The organism is Pseudomonas sp. NPDC088444 (assembly GCF_044900175.1).
Classification (GTDB): domain Bacteria; phylum Pseudomonadota; class Gammaproteobacteria; order Pseudomonadales; family Pseudomonadaceae; genus Aquipseudomonas.
Map to the genome: position 1 here is coordinate 301,408 of NZ_JBJDNK010000005.1, position 20,895 is coordinate 322,302.

Consider the following 20,895-nt stretch of genomic DNA (forward strand, 5'->3'; position numbering starts at 1 on the left):
TTATGATCAACTTAAATGAACACATCAAAGCAAAGAGCGCCGATGACATCGTTCTGGATCCGGTCACCTTTGAAGTACTGAAGAACTCGTACATCAACTCGGTCAACCAGATGTCCGAGCAGATCCTGCGTACCTGCTATTCGTTCGTGATCTACAACCGTGACTTCTCCAACGGCCTGAGCGATGCCAACGGCAACTCGATCGCTCAGGGTGAAGAAGACCTGGCGGGTCACATCGGTACCTTGCACCTGACGTGCAAGGCCGTCATCGAAGCCTTCAAAGGACGCATGGAAGAGGGTGACGTTTACATCATCAACGACCCTTACCTGGGCGGTACGCACTTCTCGGACGTGCGCCTGGTGCGCCCGATTTTCGTAGACGGTGAAGTGATCGCGTTTTCTCAAGCGAACGGTCACTGGACCGACGTCGGTGGCTCGTCTCCTGGCTCATTTGATGTGCACGCCAAGGACATGTTCTCCGAAGGCGTACGTATTCCGCCTACCCGTCTGTGGCACGCCGGCCGCTTCTGTGATGACGTGGCTAACCTGATCGCCGCTCAAACGCGTGACCCTGCTGAAGTGCTGGGAGACATGCACTCTCAGGCAGAAGCTACCCGCGTCTGTGAGCGCGAAATCCACCGTCTAGTCGGTAAGTACGGCAAGGATGTCGTCGTCAAAGGCTTCAGCGCTGTCCAGGATTACGTGGAGACCGCTACTGTTCAGCGCCTGGGGAAACTCCCTCAAGGTACCTGGGAAGCGGTGGATTACATGGACCGCGATCTGGGTACCGGCCAAGAAGGTCTGATCCCGATCAAGATCAAGCTCACGCTGACTGGCGACAAGATCATCTATGACCTGACCGGCTCACATCCGTGCGTGCAGTCGATCTACAACGCAGGTCTGGGCGGCACCTTCTCCGCCTGTGTGGCCGCGACCAAGTACTTCTTCCCGGATCTGCCGCTGAACTCTGGTTTCTATCGCGCGATGGAAGTTGTGGCGCCTGAGAACTCCTGCGTCAACGCGCCATGGCCTGTGTCGGTCACGGGCTTCTTCATGCCTTTCGACAAGATCGTCATGGCCGTCGTCGGCCTGTGGTCGAAGATCGTTCCAGAGCGTGCCATGGCCTGTACATTCCATTCGGAATACCTGCTCGTGGGTGGTAAGGATGCCGGCAAGCCTGGCAAGCCGAACTTCACCTTCTACGACTGGATTCCCGGTGGTTGGGGTGGCCGTCATGACCGCGATGGTGCCAACTTGAACACCATCCTGACCGGTGCCGGGTTGCTGACTCAGCCTGCCGAGGGGCAGGAGCGGGGAGCCCCGATTCTGACCGGTGTGTTCAAAGCATTGGTCGACTCCGCAGGACCGGGCAAGTGGCGTGGTGGCGTTGGTGTGGTCAAGAGCGTCGTGGCACGCAACGTGGAAAACACCGTTATTTCCTACGCCAGTGAGCGTGAGCGTTCGATCGTGTGGGGCTTGGACGGCGGTCTGCCAGGCATTCCAAACGGTGTCACTTTCCATCCAGCGGATGGCAGCAACTCTCAGTGGTTGGGTGCGGCGTTTTCCGACTTCCCCGTGAATCAAGGCGACAAGTTCAGCCGCACCACATCGGGTGGCGGTGGCTTCGGTGATCCGCTGGAGCGCGATCCCCAGCACGTTCTGAACGATGTCATTGACGGCTACGTCTCGATTGGTCGTGCGCAGCTCGATTACGGGGTAGTGGTCGAGGCTGTTGACCCTGACCTGTGTGAGTACAAGGTCGATGAAGGGGCGACTGCAGAAGCTCGCAGTTACATCCGTGCTCATCGCGTGCAGTGGGCACGTGAGAATCCGGAAACTGTGGCACAGCGTTTCCGTGATGGCGAGATCGAAATGCTGGATGTCATCCGTCAGCATGCGGTCATTCTCGACTGGCAAACCGGTGAGGTGCTGACCAAGACCACCGCGCAGTTCCGCCAGATGTTCGAGGCCCGTTCCGTCGCTCACTGGACGGTCTAGCCATGAACAGGCTGCTGGAAATCGAAGATGTCAGTGTCGCTTATGGTGGGTTGAAAGCCTTGAGCAACGTGACTTTTGCCATGCAGGGACCCGGAGTATTCGGCCTGATTGGGCCGAATGGGGCGGGCAAGAGTACCTGCATTAACGTGCTGACCGGCTTCCAGCCGCCTGCACAGGGCGGTATCGCCCTGGACGGAGTTTCATTGGTAGGCAAATCGCCGGTTGAGTTTCGCCATCTTGGCATCAGCCGCACATTCCAGGCAGGACGGTTGTTCGCATCGCTGAGCGTTGAGGACAACGTCACGGCCGCAGGCGTCGGCCTCGGACTCAGTCGTCGTGCGGCTGAAACCGAGACGGAACGGCTGTTGAAATGGACGGGTATCAGCCACATGGCGGAACGCCGCTCAGGTGATTTGCCCTACACCGATCAGCGTCGACTGTCGATCGCACGCGCGTTGGTGGGTAATCCGAACTTCCTGCTGTTGGATGAACCAGCGGCGGGAATGTCCGCCACCGAAGCGGATGAGTTGGGTCGACTGATCAAGTCTATTGCTGAGCAGAATGTCCGAGTCTTGCTCATCGAGCACAACGTGCCCTTGGTGTTGAGTGTTTGTGAACACATTGCCGTACTGGATGGTGGACGTCTGATTGCCAGTGGGGACCCCCATGCCATTCGCACCAATGCCATCGTTCGTGAGGCTTACCTGGGCTCCAAACATGAACCGGAGGTGACGTCATGACGCCTTGCCTGACCGTTCGTAATCTCACCGTGAATTACGGCCCGCTGCGCGCAGTGCATGGGCTGAGTCTGGACATCGCTCCTTCAGAGCTGGTGTTCCTGGCCGGGCCAAACGGCGCCGGAAAGTCCAGCATGATGCGAGCCTTGGCAGGCGCAGTGCGTGCCGCTGGCACGGTTTACATTCAAGGCCAGCCGACTTTGGGCCTTACCCCGGACAAGATTGTTGCTACTGGTTTTACCCTCGTGCCTGAAGGGCGCGACATATTCGGCAGCCTGAGCGTTGAAGAAAATCTTCGCTTGGGAGCCTATCTGCGCAAGGACCGCTTTCAGATCGATGAAGATTTTGAGTTCGTGCTGGATGAACTGCCAGCCCTGAAATCTCGTCTGGCCGATCCTGCCTGTCTGTTGTGCGGTGGACAGCAGCAGATGCTGACGATCGGTCGAGCACTGATGACTCGCGCAAAACTCATCGCTATCGATGAGCCATCCCTGGGCCTGGCTCCCAAGGTGATTGATCAGATCTACGAAGTGTTGATGGGGCTGCGCCAGAAACGTGGACTCACGTTGCTGATCGCCGAGCAGAGCTTCAACCGGGCTATCGAGCTGGACGCTCGGCTGCTGATGATCAGCGGCGGCCGGGTGGTCAAGGAAGGCGCGGCTCGCGAGCTGGCTCAGAACGGTGCACTGGAAGATAGCTACTTCGGAGCAGAGGAGATCGCGCCATGCTCGTAACCCTCATGCAGAGCCTCATCGATGCCCTTAGCCTAGGCAGTATCTACGCGTTGACCGCGCTCGGCATCGGTTTGATCTTCAGCGTCATGCGGTTGGTCAACTTTGGTCAAGGTGCCTATATCGCCTGTTGTGCCTTTGCGCTGCTGGTTCCTGCAGGTGAGGGCGTCTCCAAACTTTTCATCGGTCTACTACCAACCTGGTTGCTGGTGCCGGTCGTCATTCTGATCGGAATGCTCTTGGCGGTTCTGTCGGAGATCTTGCTGTTTCGTCGGCTCCGCGGCGTCCAGCCAGCCACCATGATGATCGCTTCATTCGCTCTTGGCACTGCATTGCAGAACATGCTTTTGATTCAGTTCGGTAGTCGGCCTATTGCGATAGATCTCTGGCCCTCGCTGACGGTACCTATCGAAATCGGCTCCTTGCGTGTAGCGGCTCTGCAATTAGTGATCGTGGCAGTGACGGCAGTGGCGTTGATTTCGCTCACCCTGTTCCTACGCCACACGCGTTTCGGCGCTGCGATGCGGGCATCGGCTGAAAACTTCCGGATGGCGCAGATGCTCGGTGTGCCTGCCAACCGCGTGATCCTCTTTGCCTTCGCGCTTTCGGGGGCTCTTGCGGCGATCGCGAGTCTGCTCACGCTTCCTCAGACGGGTATCGCCAGTTTGCGGATGGGGGAAGGCATTCTTTTGATCGCATTCGTGGCAACCGTGGTCGGCGGTCTGGGCAGCCTGAGTGGCGCCGTAATCAGTGCTTTTCTGCTCGGATTGATAAGCGTCGCGCTGCAGATGTTGCTTCCGGTGGAGCTTCGTCCATTTCGCACGGCGTTCGTTTACCTGGCGGTGATTATCGTGCTGCTCGTGCGGCCGCATGGATTGTTCGCCTTCTCCCGAAATGCGGAGCGTATCTAATGAAAACAAAATTCGATGCTCGCAAATTCCTGGCTCAGCATTCGCCGCTGCTGATACTGATAGCGCTGCTGGCGGTCGTGACGCTGGTCGTGTTTTTCATCGGGTCGCCGGTCATCACTCGGCTTGCGATCGGGATCTTGATCAACGTGGTGTTGGTTGTAGGGCTCTACATCTTCATCGGCAACTCAGGAATTTTGAGTTTCGGCCATATCGCATTCGTTGGGCTCGGTGCCTATTTCACGGCCTGGGTGACGATGCGCCCTATGATGAAAAAACTGTTGTTGCCGTCCTTGCCCGACACTCTGCAGAGCCTGGCGTTTGGACCGATCGTTGCGTTGGTGACAGTGGCAGCTGCGGTTGCACTGATTGCATTGATCAGTGGGGCAGCAATCATGCGACTGACGGGCATTGCTGCAGCGATCGGCACGCTCGCGTTTCTCGCCATTTTTAACACCCTTGCGGCCAACGCCAATGGCTGGACAGGTGGGGTAGGCTCACTCGCCGGCGTGCCAACCAATCTGAACCTTTGGGGCGTCTTCATCTGGGCTGTTATTGCCGTTGTGATCGCGCATCTTCATGCCCGTTCCAAAGCAGGGCTTGCGCTTAGGGCTGTTCGGGAAGACGAGGCAGCAGCCACTGCGTGTGGAATCCGCAGCTATCGCGTCCGGCTGCTCGCCTATGTCCTCAGCGCGTTTGTCTGTGGCATCGCGGGCAACCTGCAGGCCCGATTTTTGGGGGTTTTGAGTCCTGACTCTTTTTACCTCAATGCCACATTCATCGCTCTGACGATGCTCATCATCGGCGGCATGTTCAGCCTGTCCGGGGCGGTCTTCGGGGTCCTGATCGTGTCGGTAGCCGTTGAGCTACTGGTGCGCCTAGAGGGCACTGCAACGGTTCTAGGGTTCAGCCTCACCATTCCGCCAGGCACAGCGAACCTGCTCGTCGCCTTGGCCATGTGCATCGTGCTCGTCAAACGGCCGCTTGGGTTGGTGGGGGACCGCGAATGGACTCTTCGCCTACGCCGTCGGGTTAACAACGACGGTAAAGCATCCAATTCATTCTCGGAGGGTAACCCCAATGAAGCTGTCTAACGCTTGTGGTACCGGCAAAACGCTTGTCTCAACAGTGCGTTTGCGTGCGATGTTCAACCTGGGCGTGGGCGCCGGGCTGTTGATCTGCGCCGCTACCTCCACCTATGCAACCGATGAGCAGAAAATTGGTTTTGCCGTCGCTCGCTCTGGTTGGATGGAGGCGTACGACACCGGCGCCACCCAAGCTGCACTGATTGCTATCGACGATATCAATGCCAAGGGCGGCTTGCTCGGCAAGAAGCTTGTTGCGGACATCCGTGACACCCGGACCGACCTTGCGCGCAGTGCTCAGGTTGCTCAGGAGCTGATCGCCGAAGACCTCCCCATGATGGTTGTCAGCTGCGACTACGACATGGGAGCGCCAGCTGCGCTCGCCAATGAATCTGCCGGCAAGATCTCCACCTTTCTGTGCGCAGGCGACTTTAAAGCAGGCGTACACGGAATCGGGCCGCATGCATTCAGTGCCGCATCAGAGGCCCATGCTGATGGTGCAGCCATGGCCGAATGGGCCTACAACAAACGCAACGTGCGTAACGTTTATCTGCTCCTCGACACCAGCATCCAGTACGACCGAAGCATGTGCGGCGGCTTCGAATGGATGTTCAAGCAGATGGACGGTGTGAAGGTGATTGGTAAGGAGACCTTCGAAAATAACGACACGTCCATCGCATCCCAGATTACTCGCATCAAGAGTCTGCCTACAGCACCTGACGCGATCATGCTGTGTTCGTACCTACCAGGTGCCGCCAGTGCAGTTCGACAGATTCGTGCCGCCGGCATCAAGGCCCCACTGCTCAATGGTACGTCCATGGACGGCGATTACTGGCTGAGTTCAGTCCCCGGGCTGGATAACTTTTTTGCCATGGCCCGTGCTTCCGTTCGTGGAGATGATCCACGGCCAGCTGTGAACGATCTGGTGACCCGCTACAAGGCAAAGTTTGGTTCGGCTCCCGTCAGTCAAGCGTCCCTCGACGGCTATGCCGCCATCCAGAACTGGGCGATCGGTGTTGAACAGGCCGGTACGTTTGATCCCGATGCCGTAGTTGCCGCGATGGAGAAGTTCAACGCCCAGGAGACCTTGCTCGGGCCGAGGTCATTCACTTCCACCATGCACATACAAACGCGAATGCCCATGTTGATCACTGAGACATCGGGTGGGAGTTCCAAGGTCATTGACCAAGTAACACTGAGTCGGGACATCCCGGAGAGCGTCCTGCTTCAACAGTAGATTTTTTGTAGCCGATTAACCGTTGTTCATACCCGCCATGGGATTTGTTTCATGGCGCAGCATCCCTCTGCCTGGATTTGGAGTCCACCATGTCAGAACACGCTCTTACCGCTAGCGCTCAACGTGATAGAGAGTACGCGCTGCACCCCTACGTCGACCCCAAAGTCGGGCCTATGCCATTTGTGGTAACCCGCGGTGAAGGCATCCGTATCTGGGATGAGCAGGGTCGCGAATTTATCGATGCCATGGCGGGTCTGTGGTGCGCTTCGTTGGGTTTCAGTAACGAACGTCTGGCACTCGCAGCCTACAAGCAGATGCAAGAGCTGCCGTTCTATCACTGCTTCACCGGCAAGACCCACATGCCTCTGATCGACCTGTCGCAGCGTCTGATCGAGCTGGCACCTGCGCCCATGGGCAAAGTGCTGCTGGCAAACTCCGGCTCTGAAGCGAACGACACCGCCATCAAGTTGATTTGGTATTACAACAACGCTCTGGGTCGTACGCAGAAGAAGAAAATCATCGGTCGTCATCGTGGTTACCACGGCATCACCCTGGCCGCAGCCTCTGTGACCGGTCAGGTGGTGAACCATCAGGGCTTCGACGTTCCATTCGAACGCTTCCTGCATGTACAAGCCCCGGATTTCTATCACAACGGCCTGCTGGGCGAGACCGAAGAGCAGTACGCCGATCGCTGCGCCAAAGAGCTGGAAGATCTGATTGCTGCCGAGGGTGCCGATACGATCGCCGCCATGTTCATGGAACCCATCACCGGGGGCGGCGGGGTACTGGTGCCTCCTCGTACCTACTACGACAAGATCCAGGCAGTACTTCGTCGCCATGACATCCTGGTTGTTGCTGACGAGGTCATTTGCGGTTTCGGTCGTACCGGCAGCTATTGGGGCTGCCAAACCATGGGTATCACCCCCGATATTCTGACCTGCGCCAAAGCGCTCTCCGCAGGCTTCCAGCCGATCAGTGCAATCCTGATCTCGCAAAAGCTGGCTGACGGCATTGCTGAAGGCACTCACGCCATTGGCACCTTCGGTCATGGCTACACCTATTCCGGCCACCCGGTCCCTGCTGCCGTAGCGCTGGAGACCCTGCGCATCTACGACGAGATGAATCTGGTTGAGCACACCAGTCGCGTTGGCGGCTACATGCAAGCCGAGTTGCGCCGTCGCTTCGGTGAACACCCATTGGTCGGCAACATCCGTGGCGTGGGCTTGGTCGCGGGCCTCGAATTGGTCGACGACAAGGCGCTGCGCAAGAACTTCGCGCCATCAATGAAGGTGGGCGCACAAATGGTCGCGTTGTGCGAACAGCAGGGCCTGATCGTACGCGGATGCCCGAACGACACCATCGCGCTCTCTCCGCCACTGATCATCACCGAAGCGGAAATCGATGTCGTGCTCAACAAGTTCGCCATCGGCCTGGATCAACTGACTCAGCGTCTGCGCTGAGCAATGTTGTAGGAGGATTTTATGTCCAACTTCCTGTTTATCGACGGCCAATGGTCCGGGGCGAACAGCAAGCGCAGCGCACCCATCTATAACCCGGCTAACGGAGAAGAGATTGGTCGGGTGCCGTTCGCTGAGCGTGAGGACCTGGATCGTGCTCTGGAGGCGGCGCAGCGGGCGTTTCTGAAGTGGCGGTTGGTCTCATCTGCAGAACGCAGCGACATCCTGCGCAGGGCCGCTGCGCAGATGCGTCAGCGTAACGAGGAGATTGCTCAGGCGATTACTCGTGAGCAAGGTAAGCCGTTGTACGAAGCCCGTATGGAAGCCAGCTCGGCAGCCGATCACACAGAGTGGAACGCCGAAGAAGCTCGTCGTTGCTACGGTCGAGTTATTCCAGGGCGCACACCTGAAGTCGTTCAGATGGTGCTCCGTGAGCCGGTGGGGCCGGTGTTGGCTCTCAGCCCGTGGAACTTCCCGCTCACGCAACTGGTGCGCAAAGTTGCTGCAGCACTCGCCGCAGGATGCACAGTTATCGGTAAAGCACCGGAGGAAACGCCAACCTGCGCCGCGCTCATGGCTGAGTGTTTTGCTGAGGCAGGCCTGCCAGCAGGGGCATTGAACCTGGTGTTCGGTGTGCCTCAGGAAATCTCCTCCTACCTGATCGCTGCGCCGGAAATCGCCAAAGTGTCCTTCACTGGCTCTATCCCGGTAGGCCGTCAGCTTAGCGAATTAGCGGGTCGTCACCTGAAACGGACCACGATGGAACTCGGCGGACATGCCCCAGTGCTCGTCACCGCTAATGCGAACATCAAATCTGCAGTGGCCGCAGCGGTAGCGGCGAAGCACCGTAATGCGGGTCAGGTATGTGCATCCCCAACCCGCTTCTTGGTTCATCAGGATGTCTATCTGGATTTCCTTGACCAATACACAGAAGCGGCCAAGGCGATCCGTTATGGCGCCGGGACAGATTCGGCTACCCAGATGGGCCCACTTGCGCATGGGCGTCGACCGTTTGCCCTCGACATGCTGGTCCAGGATGCGGTGCAGGTCGGTGCCACGCTGAACTGCGGTGGTGTGTTGCCCAAAGGGCCTGGCTATTACTACCCACCCACTGTGATCAGTGACGTTCCACTGACCGCGCGGGTGATGCATGAAGAACCGTTCGGTCCGTTGTCGATCATCAATCCGATGCCGTCGCTGGACGCCATGCTCTTTGAAGCCAACCGGCTGCCGGTTGGCTTGGCAGCCTACGCCTTCACCAGCGATCTCGAGGAAGCAGACCGTATTTCGGCTGAAATTCAAGCCGGTGCTTTCTGCATCAACCACAACGGCTTGGGGCTGCCGGAGATTCCATTCGGCGGCATCAAGGACAGTGGCCACGGCAGTGAAGGCGGCACCGAGGGAATCATGCCGTTCCTTCAGGAGAAACTGGTGAGTCGCCGTCGTGTGTAACAGGCTGTCCAGGTGCCTGCGCGGACCCAGATAACGGGTCTGCACAGTCAACGGGATGGCAAAGTCTTCCGCTGAGGTGATTAGCCACACTCTTCACTTCAGCGGTCGGAGCAAGCCTATGGTCTCGGTCGGACGTTCTTTTTGGTGTCAGACCCTGGTTCGATATCGAGCCGTAGGCCGGCTGTAAGTGCTGTGCAAGTAGTGGGTCTCCTCTTTGCGTTCGGTGCTGTACCCAGTAGCACCGGACGCCTTTTTTCGCTGCGCTTTCTACGGTTAGCCGTAGTTTTTTGCGAGGTTGACGCGGTTTTTTCTAAATCAAGGTTATTGGGTCTCCCATAGTGAGAGCCCGTGGCTTGAGCAGGATTGGAGCGGTAGCAGCAGGGACAGCGCGTTTCACGGTGGCGACGGGTAGAGCGATGAACTATCCAACAACAGTCGCGGTGGCCAGATGGATTTGGGCGCTAGTCTGGTATCCAGTGCTAAACGTTGCTGGATCGAACAGGGGTCGGTGATTTCCAATCGCGTTTAAGTACAAGAGGAATCTAACAATGAAAAAATATTTCGCTCTTGCTTTGCTTTGTTGCAGTGTCGGCGCTCATGCGGAGACGTTGACGGTCATTTCATTTGGGGGTCAGGCGAAGGACGCTCAGGCCAAGGCGTTCTATCGGCCATTCGAGAAAGCGGGTTTAGGAACCATTGCCCCGGGTGAGTACGGCGGCGAAATGGCTAAGATCAAGGCCATGTCCATCACCGGACACGCCGATTGGGACGTTGTTGAAGTCGAAAGCCCGGACCTGGCCCGCGGCTGTGAAGAAGGGCTGTTCGAGAAGCTTGACTGGAGCAAGATTGGGAATCAGGCAGATTTCATTAAACCTGCCGTGAGTGAGTGCGGAGTCGGCATGGCGGTTTGGTCAATGGTGCTCGCATATGACCACAAGAAATTTGCAAAGGCTCCCGCTGATTGGGCTGCCTTCTGGGATGTCAAAACTTACCCGGGCAAACGGGCGCTTCGCAAGAGTGCCAAATTCACCCTCGAGATCGCTCTGTTGGCAGACGGGGTCAAGCCTTATCAGCTCTATTCGGTGTTGAACACTAAGGAGGGCGTCGATCGTGCCTTCAGAAAGCTTGATGAGCTCAAGCCGAACATTCAGTGGTGGGAAGCGGGGGCCCAGCCAATGCAATGGTTAGCCGCCGGTGACGTAGTGATGACCTCGTCTTATAACGGCCGAGTCACGGCTGCGCAGAAAGAGGGGAAAGACTTCGGTATTGCGTGGAAGGATAGCCTCTTCGATCTGGATAGCTGGGCGATCGTCAAGGGGTCTGACCACAAGGCATTGGGTGAGAAATACATCGCGTTCGCCAGCAAACCGGAGAACCAGAAAGCGTTCGCCGAGGCGATCCCTTATGGGCCGACGCATGTGAAAGCTCCAGAACTGATTGATCCTGCCATCCTCGCGGGGCTTCCTACTGCACCGCAAAATATGGAGGTGGCTGCGGGAATCGACACCGAGTTTTGGCTCGATAACGGTGAAGAGCTTCAGCAACGCTTCAATGCTTGGGCTGCAAAGTAACTCCGGTATCGGGCCCGCGAGGGCCCGATTACTCCCTGCGTGGTGTTCTTAGCCCTCGCTTTTTCGCTGAAGCCCCGTGCGCTTGGACTGACGCGATCCTCTGACTGCCTAAAATTTCCAGCGATAAGCCTGATGGTCTAGGTGGGGTCATGCGAGCTTTTTGTGATCGATAGTGGCCAAGGCTTAGATTATTAGCCTCATGCTTGCCCGCTATGATCGGATCGTTGATCATCAGGCGATTGGCCATCTCGCGATGCAGGGCGTCCTGGGATTCGCAGCACGTCGCCAAGTGGCTGCTCACCATTACCAAGGTATGAAAACATCTATGACGGAACAGACAGCGGTTGGTTTGGACTTCAAAAAATTTCTCATTGAAGAAATCAACCGACAGTGGGTCACCCGGGGAGAACCCGTGCTGCTCGCAAAGCTGGGGCAGATTGCGGCAAGTCGAGGATATGTCCTGCACAAAGAACTGAATGGCTTGAAACTGTCTCAGTTCATCCAGCAAGAGCTATCCGAGGATCTGGAAGTGCTGAGTCCTAATGACAGCGGGACTATTTTGGCTGTCGGCCCTAAAAACCCTCCGGCTCCCCAGGTCATCACGCTACCTCAAGCCATGGCTCCTACGCATGAGGGGCTGACGCGTGCATTGGTGGCCGCTTTCTCGCACTCGATCCGGGACGATTTCGAACGCTACATGCGGGTTGATCCACCTTTGCGATTCTTGGATTTGCCTCGGACAGAAGTTCGGCCAGAGGGGTTTGTACACATCGAACGTGTTCACCTCATCACTTCTGAGAGTCCTCAGGGGGCATATGCTGAGGCCAGCATTCATGCGCAAATTGTTGAGTGGCTCGAGAAGAATGGACTGGATATACAGCGATTCATGCACAAGACTCCAGCCCAGGTGCGCGGCGAGAAGTCTGTACTGACGCTTCTCATGGAAAGCCTGACTGAAAGCGAGCTCAAGCGAGTTTCCTTGCCTTTGGATATCGTCGGGAAGTTAATGGGGAAGTAATGGACTACTACTTCGGCTTTGCCGGAATTCCGCGTGAGATTCGAGACAGGGTGGAAGCAAAGAATGCCGAATACGCCAAGGGAGCCGGGTTCTGCATCGATACCATGCCGAGCTATGTTCCGTATTCTCAGCGCAACATCAAGTTTTTCCTGGATCGATTCGAACAACAGCTGACGCAAAACGCGAAGGTCAAAGAGACGTCGTTCGCGATCATTTACCTGGTGAGGGACCCAGCGAGCACGGAATTTTTCACGGATGCTTTCTTCCCACACACCTTGATGGTCCCGGTTGTTTGGCAATGGGATGCAGCCCAAATGACTTCACTTGCTCGGGTTGCGAATGAGCTTGTGGAAAAACTCAAGCAGGCCACAGCGCTGGTACGCTCGGCCTTGCCAACATTGAAGGACGAGCTTCAGTCTCGGGCCTCATCCACTGCGGCGCTGCTACCGATCCGCAACTTCAAATCCGATATTTACGTTGGAGCTTTGAAAGTCCTTCACCAAGAGCTGGCCAGCGGCGTTGTCGCGCGTGAAGCGGTGGTGCGTCACAACCGCGATGTCATCCGCGCCCATCCAATGAAGATGATTGAGGGGCGGCAACGCTCCTGCTTCGTGGATGATCAAGGTGTTGAGTTTCATCCACCTGGCAACGATCGTCACGGATTTGCGCGAGCTGGTGGTGACCATCAGCTTCATTGTCTGCTCGCTGGTAAACGAAGACTGGGCGCCCCCTACGATCCCTTGTTTCACTACGATTGCACCAAGGGAAACAGAAATCTGAAAGGAAGCTTTTTCGGATGTCATCTGCCAGCGCAACGCTTTGAGGGGAACCCTCACTTGAACATCGCTCCGAACGATCATGTTCGCGGGTGAGTGAAGGGAAGGGGGGAAGGGAGGGGCATTTGTGAATGACAGAAACTACAACGGCCAGCGAAGCTGGCCGTTGCTGCATCACAAAAGTCCATTGCTGAGCCCTGCAGGCCAAAAGTGGCTCTGACTCGTGTCTTATGGCAAGTAAGCCAATGAAAGGGGCGTCTCCGGAAACGCGCCAATCAATCCAACTTATCAAGCCAAGCTGAAGCGCAGGCAAATGACTACGTTCAACGGTTCGCTTGTTGCGTTCCCCTTAACCCTCAATCCCTAGGGACGGAGCCAGGAGTAGCAAGCACGGGGCTTTTGTAAGCGCGTACACACTGCGCTTATGGCTAGGTTAACACGGCAAGATCCGTAAAAGCTATAAGTAGACTACTGCGCGGGCCGCTTTGCGGCGCCAACCGGTGGGATAAGCCACTGCTTCTTTTGGGCAGTCACGCTACTCTGCGCAACGACGCTTGTGGCACAGCTTAGCTGTAGTCTAGTGAACGACGCATCAGGTCAATGATGTCAGGTAGGGATTTTGCCGCGTTGCCAATCACTGCAATTTCCTTCGCCTGGAGTGGAGCAACCTCTACAGGGTTGATGTGTATCACTGAAGCGCCGCTTCGCAATGCTATTTTCGGTATTTCCGCAGCAGGAAACACCACGCCTGACGTCCCGATGGACAAGAGAACATCGCATTCTTTAGCTGCGGTTTTCGCCTTGTTCCAAGCACGCATGGGGAGGTTTTCGCCAAACCAGACGATGCCTGGGCGTAGCTTGCCATTGCAGCGCCTGCAGCGAGGTGGCTCAATGCGTTGTGCTTCATTTACTGATTGGAAAGAGAGCGACTCCGTTACCGCTTCACGTTCGCAGGCAAAGCACTTCGCTACGTTCAGGCTCCCATGAAGATGGACTACCTCGGTAGATCCCGAACGTTCGTGAAGGTCATCAATGTTTTGGGTCACGACTGTGACATCGCAATGTTTCGCGAGCTCAGCAACTGCAAAATGGGCGGGGTTAGGCTCGGCGAGGCCGAACTTTGCTCTACGCCAGACATACCAACCCCAGACCAACGCCGCATCATCTCTGAACGCTCGTGCGGTCTCGAGGGTTTCAGGATCGTAGTGCGACCATAAGCCCTGCATCGGGTCTCTGTAGGTCGGGATACCGCTTTCTGCAGAAATACCCGCGCCCGTGAAGATGACGACCCTCTTTGCTCGGCCTAAAAGCGCTGCTGCTATCTCAATTGAGTCAGGCATGAGGCTGCTGCTCCGGTCAGTACCACATTTCAATGCGCGTAACGCTAGCATCCCACGTTACCAGTCCGAAGCGGGTACCTTAATGGCGAAAGTGTCGACGGTGATCCAAACATCTCGACCCGCCGGTGAGTGAGCAGGGCGTAAATTGCGTAACCCTCCGGGTAAAAGAGCTTTCTCCTCCACGGGGCTGACGGAACATCAATTTTTTTCAACCTTGCTTGGTCTGCCATCTGGGCTTGGGCTTGCGCTTGCCGAAAATGTGCCGGAAATGGGAGAAGCCTCCTCCAGCGATGGGCAGATCTTGGGTTTCGAGCACAGGCGACTCATCGGCAAAAGCGCTGACCAGATTCTCCTGTCCGGGTGTGCTGGAAATGACGGACTCATAAGCGAATCGGCAGATTTGTGCGTTGACGGCGTCAACGAACTCAGCATCTGAGATCTCACCGTGCGCTAAACCATTGCGGCTGTATGATTCACCGAGGTCCCTCGTCCCCACAATCATGAGTTTGGGGCTTATCGGGAACAAGAACTGGATATCGCCGTGCTGGAGATCTACGGTGTAGGGCAGCTGCTCCGCAAATTTCTTAGAGGGGTCGAACCAGATGACAGGATTGTCACTGGTAAGAAAGGGAATTGGGGTGAGGTTGTGCAGCGCTCCCAACCCAATTACGTTGAACAGTTCTGCCATGCCCTGCACCATAAAGGGCATGGCGTGAATGCTGCGATGCGGATCGATCGACACCTCTACGGCCTCAAGAAGGGCTCTGCCTCCTGGGAGGGGGGGCAACTTCCCTGCGTCATACAGCATGTTCAATGTCGATTTGACGATTTGAGCGTTGACGGCTTCCGCCATATCTCTCGCAGCCGGAACTCTGACTCGCTGAAGAGACATGAACTCAAACAGATTCTGCAGACGCTGATTGATGTTTTCACGTCGATGCAGGGCGTTTACGGTTGCCGGCCAATCCGTTTCGATTGCGGCAAACACATTCTCCAGTGTGTTGTTGTCCTGTCCGCCATCGGGCATTGGCTGCGAATAGTAATATGTCTGAAATTGAGTCGAGTCAGGTTGAAGTCGAAGCGCTCTCTGAGGGGCATCTTTCCGATAGACATGCAATCGCCCGTTTTCGTCGCAGAAAGCCTTGAGGTAAGCTTTCGGAACGAAATGATGGCGTTTTTTTTGCGGCTCGCTCTTGGCAGTGGTCATGTCGATTTCCTTATAGGTGGTCGTATAGCCTGAGTCACACTCATGGCCCTTGGTAGCGGGCCGCCCCAGCGAGCAAAATACCGGCTATGAGCAGAGTTTTTGGCGTGAGTATATCCGCACCTCGTGCTTCAGCTCACGACCCGCAGACCGCTACTGACATCATTCAGGTGCAAATGGTATTTGGCCAATCACTGCTTTATGGAGCGAAGAATGCCCTATAGACCTACAGCTGACCATCGGCGCAACATCAAGGGTGTTCTTGAGCCATTGACTGCGGCAATTCACCTGGTGTTCGGGCACCGCTCACCTGACCTGGCTCGACCTATAGGAGCGTTTTACACGGTAAATGTCAGTCGAAGCAGATGGGTGCATCTCGGCGGCATCTGGTACAGAGCTCGAGATGAGCAGGCAGTATTGGATCGGCGAATAAATCCACAGGTGGTGCAAGCCTTCGCTGCGAGCATTCTCTCAGGGGAAACTGTCACCTTGCCCAGTGGAAATCAAATCACTTGGGAGCAAATTTCACATCATGAGGCGCTCCAATTGCCACCGCCCGTCACGTTGTGAGCGAACTCGGTGATATCAGCACTTCAGCAGATGGGGGAACGGTCATAAAAGCGGCATGCAGACTAACATCAGGAAAGAGTCTGCCTATGATCAATCAGGGGCGATGTGCTGACGTAAACATGGCCTAACGGAGATTCAGAAATAGATCTGCAACAAAAATTAAACATCCGCCGATCAGAAGCTCTCTCCAAAGGTGCTACCCGAGGGACGGATGTTTTGATGATTTGCTGATTCAGACTTGGCGAGCCCTCACAGCTGTTCGAGACGGCACTCGTCGTTAGCCAGATATTTGTATGTGTGCTGCTGATTTTGGTGGTCGAGATACACCAGCTCGGCTTGACGCACACCGCAGAGACCACTCAGATCGGTCTTGCTAATGATTTCTTTAATGTCCAGCTTGTTATAGGTCTGATCGATGTCAGAAGTTGCCTCTGCGATACTGATGTCGGCAGCAAAAGATGCAGAAGAGAAGGCTAATGCCAAGCCAATGATGACTGCTTTCATAGTATGACTCCCACGAATTTGAAAGTGAGGCAAGTTTTGGGTCTGCTGGTGCCTTTGTGAGCGGTCAGCTTTAATACTTGCCTGTTTGTTTGGTTCGTAGGTATGACGTCTGCTTTCAAGGCCTATTCCAGGCAACTCCGTTTTTTTGTTCGATATTTTAGAAGCAGGCCGAACGTGACGAATCATCCCCACCTAGGCGCAACTCGAAAGCTTTTTTCAGATTGATACTGACATTGACTCGCGGGCCGCGGGCTTTGATCGGCAGGCCATTGAAAGCGCTTTCCGTCTGTTTGACAGCATTGCCCGGTTGATCTGGCACCGGGCAATGAGATGGAGATGTTGCTTTACGCGCAGTCGACCGATGAGCTCAACGATTTGCGAACCGTTGGTTGTTAACCGGTTAGGGCTTTGGATCGGGGAACGAGCCCCAGGTAGCGTGCTGTCGCCGGAATGGCTGAGAGAACCCAACGCTCGATAGCCCAGACCAGTACCAGAGAGACGCCGAGCAGAGGGAGATACACGCCTAGCCCGACGAGCACCAATACAAATTTCCACGGTAAGCGTGCGTCACCAACCGCAGATGGAGCACCGAGCAACCCTGTGGGGCGCCGGCGCCACCAGAGCACTGCGCCACTGATCGTTAAAGTCATCAGTCCTACTGTTGTGAATATCCCCAGTACGACATTGGGCCAACCGAACAATTGCCCCTCGTGTGCAGCCACGCCGTAGCCGATGATGCGGTCCAGCAACGGCCGTTGACTGAAGTCTGTCCGCTGGCTGATTTGTCCCTGCTGGGCGTCCAGGACCAAGTTGACGCGCATTGGGCGATTGGAGGCGTCCGAGCGTGCGGTCCACTTAGACGAGTGGCCGGATGGTGGGCTGATCAGGACGGGGAACGCCAGCTCAAGTTCGGCAACTCGTGGGACTAAGTTGTCGAGCGGGGCATAGCTGGGTGCGGGTGCCTGTACTGCATGCATCGCCATACCCGCCATGCCAGGCATATTCGCGTGCTCATCAATCGCGTCGGAGTTCATCGCCTGACGCTGTGCCATTTCCGAAGCTTTGCCTGTGGTCCAGTCCTGCTGCACCGCGTGATTCGCGGCCCACTCGCGAACGGTCTTGAGGCTACCGCCCCAGAACTGTGCCCAAGGCAAGCCGGTCAAGATCAGCATCACCGCGAAGATCGAAACCCAAAAGCCGACTACGGCATGCAGGTCTCGCCAAAATAGGCGGCCTTTGTTGCTAAGACGGGGATAGAGCACGCCGGCAATTCTTCCATCCTTGGGCCACCAAAGGTACAGCCCGCTGAGCAGCATGACGATCGTCCAGCACGCGGCGAGCTCGATCAGCACGGAACCGAGCGATCCCATCAGCAATTCCCCATGCAGGTTGAAGAGCTGACGTGTGAGTCGTTTGTCTTCCGATTGGCTGAACAACACCTGAGCGTTGGTAGGGTCCAGATAAACCCGGTACAACTCTTGTTCCTTGCCTACGAGCACCTGGGCTGCGTCGGTTGGGCGGGTCGGCAATTGGAAGGCATTCAGGCGCGAACCTGGGTAGCGGTCGATGGCGGCTTCCACCAATCGGCTGGGAGGAAGGCGTGTCGCTTCGGGATCAATATGGTTATAGGGTGCGTCCAACCAGCTGTCGATTTGCGGATGGAAGAGGTATGCCGTGCCTGTCAGAGCCAATGCCAGAACAAACGGAATGCAGAACAAACCCGCGTAGAAATGCCAGCGCCAAACAAGGCGATAGAGCGAGGTGTTACGAGGAGCTTGCTGAGTATTTTTCATTTCGTTGAGACTCAGGTAGCGATCTGCCCGGGGCAGACCTAGGATTCAAGGATGTGGCTCAGTTACTGGCAGCCGCTGTCGACTCAGAAGCTAAAGCGAAACCCGCCCAGCACTGTGCGTGGCTGTCCGAGCTGCGGAGCCGTGGTCGGTCCTTGAGCTCCGGTATCGTCATAGTTTTTATTGCCAAGATTCTGAGCAGTGGCGTAGAGCTCCACCTGCTTTGTCAGGCGATAATTTGCACCTAGGTCCACCTGGGTCGTGGCGTCGTTCTTGACGGTGTGTGCCGTGTTGTACCAGTAGTCGGGCACGCGCTTGACCTGCAGATTCAGAGTCAGCCGATCGGTCGCGTTCCAGATGGCTCCGCTGGTGAGCACCCAGCTTGGTAATTGACCCAGTTGCTGATGGGTTGGAGCGCTAACGGCGTCGCTGCTCGTGAGATACCCCATCGTGCGAGTAAAGCCCCCGGTAAAGCTCAGGGTGTCGCTGAAGCGGTAATCCCCAAGCAACTCCAATCCCTTCAATGTGGCATCACCGACATTCTGGTACTGGCGAACCGCAGTGACTCCTGACAGTCCGGTTCCTGCCACCAATGGCGCGCATGCAATCGGCCCGGTGCACACGTTTGGATAGTCGATGAAGTTCTGCAGGTGGTTATGAAACACCGTGGCACTGAGCGTGAGATCATCCGTCTTGTAGTCCAGACCCAATTCTTTGCCGAAATTGGTTTCGGGCTCGAGGCTGGGGTTCGTCTGGTTATAGGTGCTCCCGCTTACGTAGCTTCGATACATCTGATTCATCCCGGGCGCTGAGAAGTTGCGATACAACGCCCCGTGCAGTTCGAAGCCGTTACCGAAGTAGTAGCGGGCCCCTAGCCGCGGATCGAAGTGGGTGAAACGGGCGTCGTCCAGCGACTGATCAAGGCTACCTGCGGAGCTTGTTCCGTTGATGCTGCCATGTCTTGCCCACCAGAAGTCTTCACGCAGTCCCAAGGTAACGTCCAATGGAACGTCCTCGGGCGTCCACGTGCCTTGGGCGAAAACGCCAAGAAAGCGATGCTCTCCCTCTGTATCGAACACGGAGGTTTGATTGCCGGCGGCATCCAGCAGGTGATTCCTGTCGTTGTTGATGCGTATGTCCCGCAGATCCAGACCGACCTTGATATCCCGTACTCGGTCAAGATCCAGTGCCCAGAACACTGACCCACCTCCACTGTCGTAGTCGGCGTCTTCATCTTGAGACAGGTAGGCACGCCCCGCCTGCGGAGTGGCCAAGCTGTAGCCACCTGTAGGTGTTCCGTTGCGTGTGCCGAACCAGGTTCGGTTGATCCAGGCGTTGGCGTTCAAGCTCCCGAGCGAAAGCAGGTGACTCGCGCCTGCTTGCAGCTCTGCTTTTTTCCAGTCATTGCCGCCGCCATCCCATGTCACCCCATCGGAGTGTTTGTCGTGCATCAGCGCTTTTATGTAGTAACGGTCACCGTTATCAGGGTCGAAATAAGCTGACAGTTGGGCATCGTTGGTGAAGCCTGAGGTTGCTGAGCTGTCCGCGTTCCGGTAACGACTGGGTGTCGACTTGTAGCCGTCGGTGCGCAGGGTCGATACATCCAGCCCGAGCTTGAAGTTTTCAGTGCTGACCAGACCACTGCTCAAACTCAAGTTTTGAGTGTTCCGGCTCCCGTAAGCGACATCCAGGGTGCTGTGCCCAGCTTCGGGTTCCTTGGTGACGATGTTGATGACACCTCCCAGGGCCAGATTTCCCCACAGGCTTGTGGCACCGCCTCCGCGGATAACTTCAATCCGCTCGACTCGGCTCTTGGGAATCTGCGTCCAGTCGACGGTTCGGAAGTAACCATCGTTGATCGGAATTCCGTCGACCATGACCAGGGTCTTGACACCAAATGAATTGCCGAAGCCTCGCAGGCTCACCACTGAGGCCGTGGGATGGACGGCAAATGTGGACGCTTGTGGCACGAACACGCCCGGAATGTGGTTCAGGATCTGGTCGACAGTTGCTTGAGGGGCCGATTCGATCTGCTGACGGCTAATAACGGTGGTGCTCAGATCCAACCGTTCCAAGTCGGAGCCTCTCGCGGCAGTGACGGTGAGCGGCCCCAACTCTGCGGTCTCTGCGAACACCTGGCTGGATACGCAGGCGATCGCCAAACCTAGCCAGTGAGAGCGATTGAGTCGCGGGAGTTGCAGAGTGCTGATAGTTGATTTAACGGATTGCGTGGCTTTGGTCGACGCGTTGAATCGAAACGCTTTATCGGTATTCATGAAATTCAGACTGCTAAAAATGGATCAAGCAGGGCACAGCGCAACTCATCGCGAAAGGCGATGTGCAGGTGTGGGTTGGAGTGTCGATCAAGCAACAGCAGCGGTCAGGGGGCTTGCGGATTGAGGCTGACTCTTATGAGCCTGGGGGAAGTTGGGCAGATTGAGAAAACGCTTGGCCGCGATCGGGACCGAGTGCGCACAAGCCAACTGAGAGAGGTGAATAGCATGACCCCTAAGGGCAG

16 protein-coding genes are annotated in these 20,895 nt (G+C 56.3%); 11 read left to right on the forward strand and 5 right to left on the reverse strand.

Annotation, left to right across the window (positions count from 1 at the left end):
* Positions 1–2 precede the first annotated feature (2 nt).
* The 11 genes from ACI2KB_RS12470 (at position 3) to ACI2KB_RS12520 (ending at position 13,065) form a co-directional block, all read left to right on the forward strand.
* On the forward strand, positions 3–1,997 hold the full coding sequence (locus ACI2KB_RS12470; RefSeq protein WP_404634879.1) for a hydantoinase B/oxoprolinase family protein: 1,995 nt from the start codon (positions 3–5) through the stop codon (positions 1,995–1,997).
* A gap of 2 nt (positions 1,998–1,999) precedes the next feature.
* Complete coding sequence (locus ACI2KB_RS12475) at positions 2,000–2,737, forward strand: ABC transporter ATP-binding protein (protein ID WP_404634881.1); 738 nt, start codon at positions 2,000–2,002, stop codon at positions 2,735–2,737.
* The gene (locus ACI2KB_RS12480; protein WP_404634883.1) at positions 2,734–3,468 is read left to right on the forward strand and encodes an ABC transporter ATP-binding protein; all 735 of its coding nucleotides are present in this window, start codon (positions 2,734–2,736) and stop codon (positions 3,466–3,468) included. The genes ACI2KB_RS12475 and ACI2KB_RS12480 overlap by 4 nt, the downstream gene beginning before the upstream one ends.
* Entirely contained in the window at positions 3,459–4,376 is a 918-nt protein-coding gene (locus tag ACI2KB_RS12485) for a branched-chain amino acid ABC transporter permease (RefSeq protein WP_404634885.1), read from the forward strand. The genes ACI2KB_RS12480 and ACI2KB_RS12485 overlap by 10 nt, the downstream gene beginning before the upstream one ends.
* Positions 4,376–5,467, forward strand: a complete 1,092-nt coding sequence (locus tag ACI2KB_RS12490; protein WP_404634887.1) for a branched-chain amino acid ABC transporter permease — start codon at positions 4,376–4,378, stop codon at positions 5,465–5,467. Before ACI2KB_RS12485 ends, ACI2KB_RS12490 begins: the two co-directional genes overlap by 1 nt.
* On the forward strand, positions 5,454–6,695 hold the full coding sequence (locus tag ACI2KB_RS12495) for an ABC transporter substrate-binding protein (RefSeq protein WP_404634889.1): 1,242 nt from the start codon (positions 5,454–5,456) through the stop codon (positions 6,693–6,695). Before ACI2KB_RS12490 ends, ACI2KB_RS12495 begins: the two co-directional genes overlap by 14 nt.
* 89 nt (positions 6,696–6,784) lie before the next feature.
* Entirely contained in the window at positions 6,785–8,155 is a 1,371-nt protein-coding gene (locus ACI2KB_RS12500) for an aminotransferase (RefSeq protein WP_404634891.1), read from the forward strand.
* Positions 8,156–8,176: 21 nt separating this feature from the next.
* Positions 8,177–9,604 carry an NAD-dependent succinate-semialdehyde dehydrogenase gene (locus ACI2KB_RS12505; RefSeq protein ID WP_404634893.1) on the forward strand — a complete coding sequence of 476 codons (1,428 nt, stop codon included), beginning with the start codon at positions 8,177–8,179 and terminating at the stop codon, positions 9,602–9,604.
* 548 nt (positions 9,605–10,152) lie between these two features.
* The gene (locus tag ACI2KB_RS12510; RefSeq protein ID WP_404634895.1) at positions 10,153–11,175 is read left to right on the forward strand and encodes an ABC transporter substrate-binding protein; all 1,023 of its coding nucleotides are present in this window, start codon (positions 10,153–10,155) and stop codon (positions 11,173–11,175) included.
* 199 nt (positions 11,176–11,374) lie between these two features.
* Positions 11,375–12,193, forward strand: a complete 819-nt coding sequence (locus tag ACI2KB_RS12515) for a hypothetical protein (protein WP_404634897.1) — start codon at positions 11,375–11,377, stop codon at positions 12,191–12,193.
* Positions 12,193–13,065 (forward strand): hypothetical protein, encoded by an 873-nt coding sequence (locus ACI2KB_RS12520; RefSeq protein ID WP_404634899.1) that lies wholly within the window; start codon positions 12,193–12,195, stop codon positions 13,063–13,065. Before ACI2KB_RS12515 ends, ACI2KB_RS12520 begins: the two co-directional genes overlap by 1 nt.
* 470 nt (positions 13,066–13,535) lie before the next feature.
* On the opposite strand, the gene ACI2KB_RS12525 is transcribed toward ACI2KB_RS12520, so the two are convergent.
* From ACI2KB_RS12525 to ACI2KB_RS12545, 5 genes are all read right to left on the reverse strand, one after another.
* Positions 13,536–14,309, reverse strand: a complete 774-nt coding sequence (locus ACI2KB_RS12525; protein ID WP_404634901.1) for an SIR2 family NAD-dependent protein deacylase — start codon at positions 14,307–14,309, stop codon at positions 13,536–13,538.
* A 208-nt stretch (positions 14,310–14,517) separates the two neighbouring features.
* Positions 14,518–15,516, reverse strand: coding sequence for a DUF4238 domain-containing protein (locus ACI2KB_RS12530; RefSeq protein WP_404634903.1), 999 nt, complete (start codon positions 15,514–15,516; stop codon positions 14,518–14,520).
* A gap of 816 nt (positions 15,517–16,332) precedes the next feature.
* A complete protein-coding gene (locus tag ACI2KB_RS12535; protein ID WP_404634905.1) occupies positions 16,333–16,587 on the reverse strand; it encodes a DUF2790 domain-containing protein in 255 nt (84 codons plus the stop codon).
* A 392-nt stretch (positions 16,588–16,979) separates the two neighbouring features.
* Positions 16,980–18,380, reverse strand: a complete 1,401-nt coding sequence (locus tag ACI2KB_RS12540) for a PepSY-associated TM helix domain-containing protein (RefSeq protein WP_404634907.1) — start codon at positions 18,378–18,380, stop codon at positions 16,980–16,982.
* An 83-nt stretch (positions 18,381–18,463) separates the two neighbouring features.
* Positions 18,464–20,653, reverse strand: a complete 2,190-nt coding sequence (locus ACI2KB_RS12545) for a TonB-dependent receptor (RefSeq protein WP_404634909.1) — start codon at positions 20,651–20,653, stop codon at positions 18,464–18,466.
* Between the last annotated feature and the right edge of the window lie 242 nt (positions 20,654–20,895).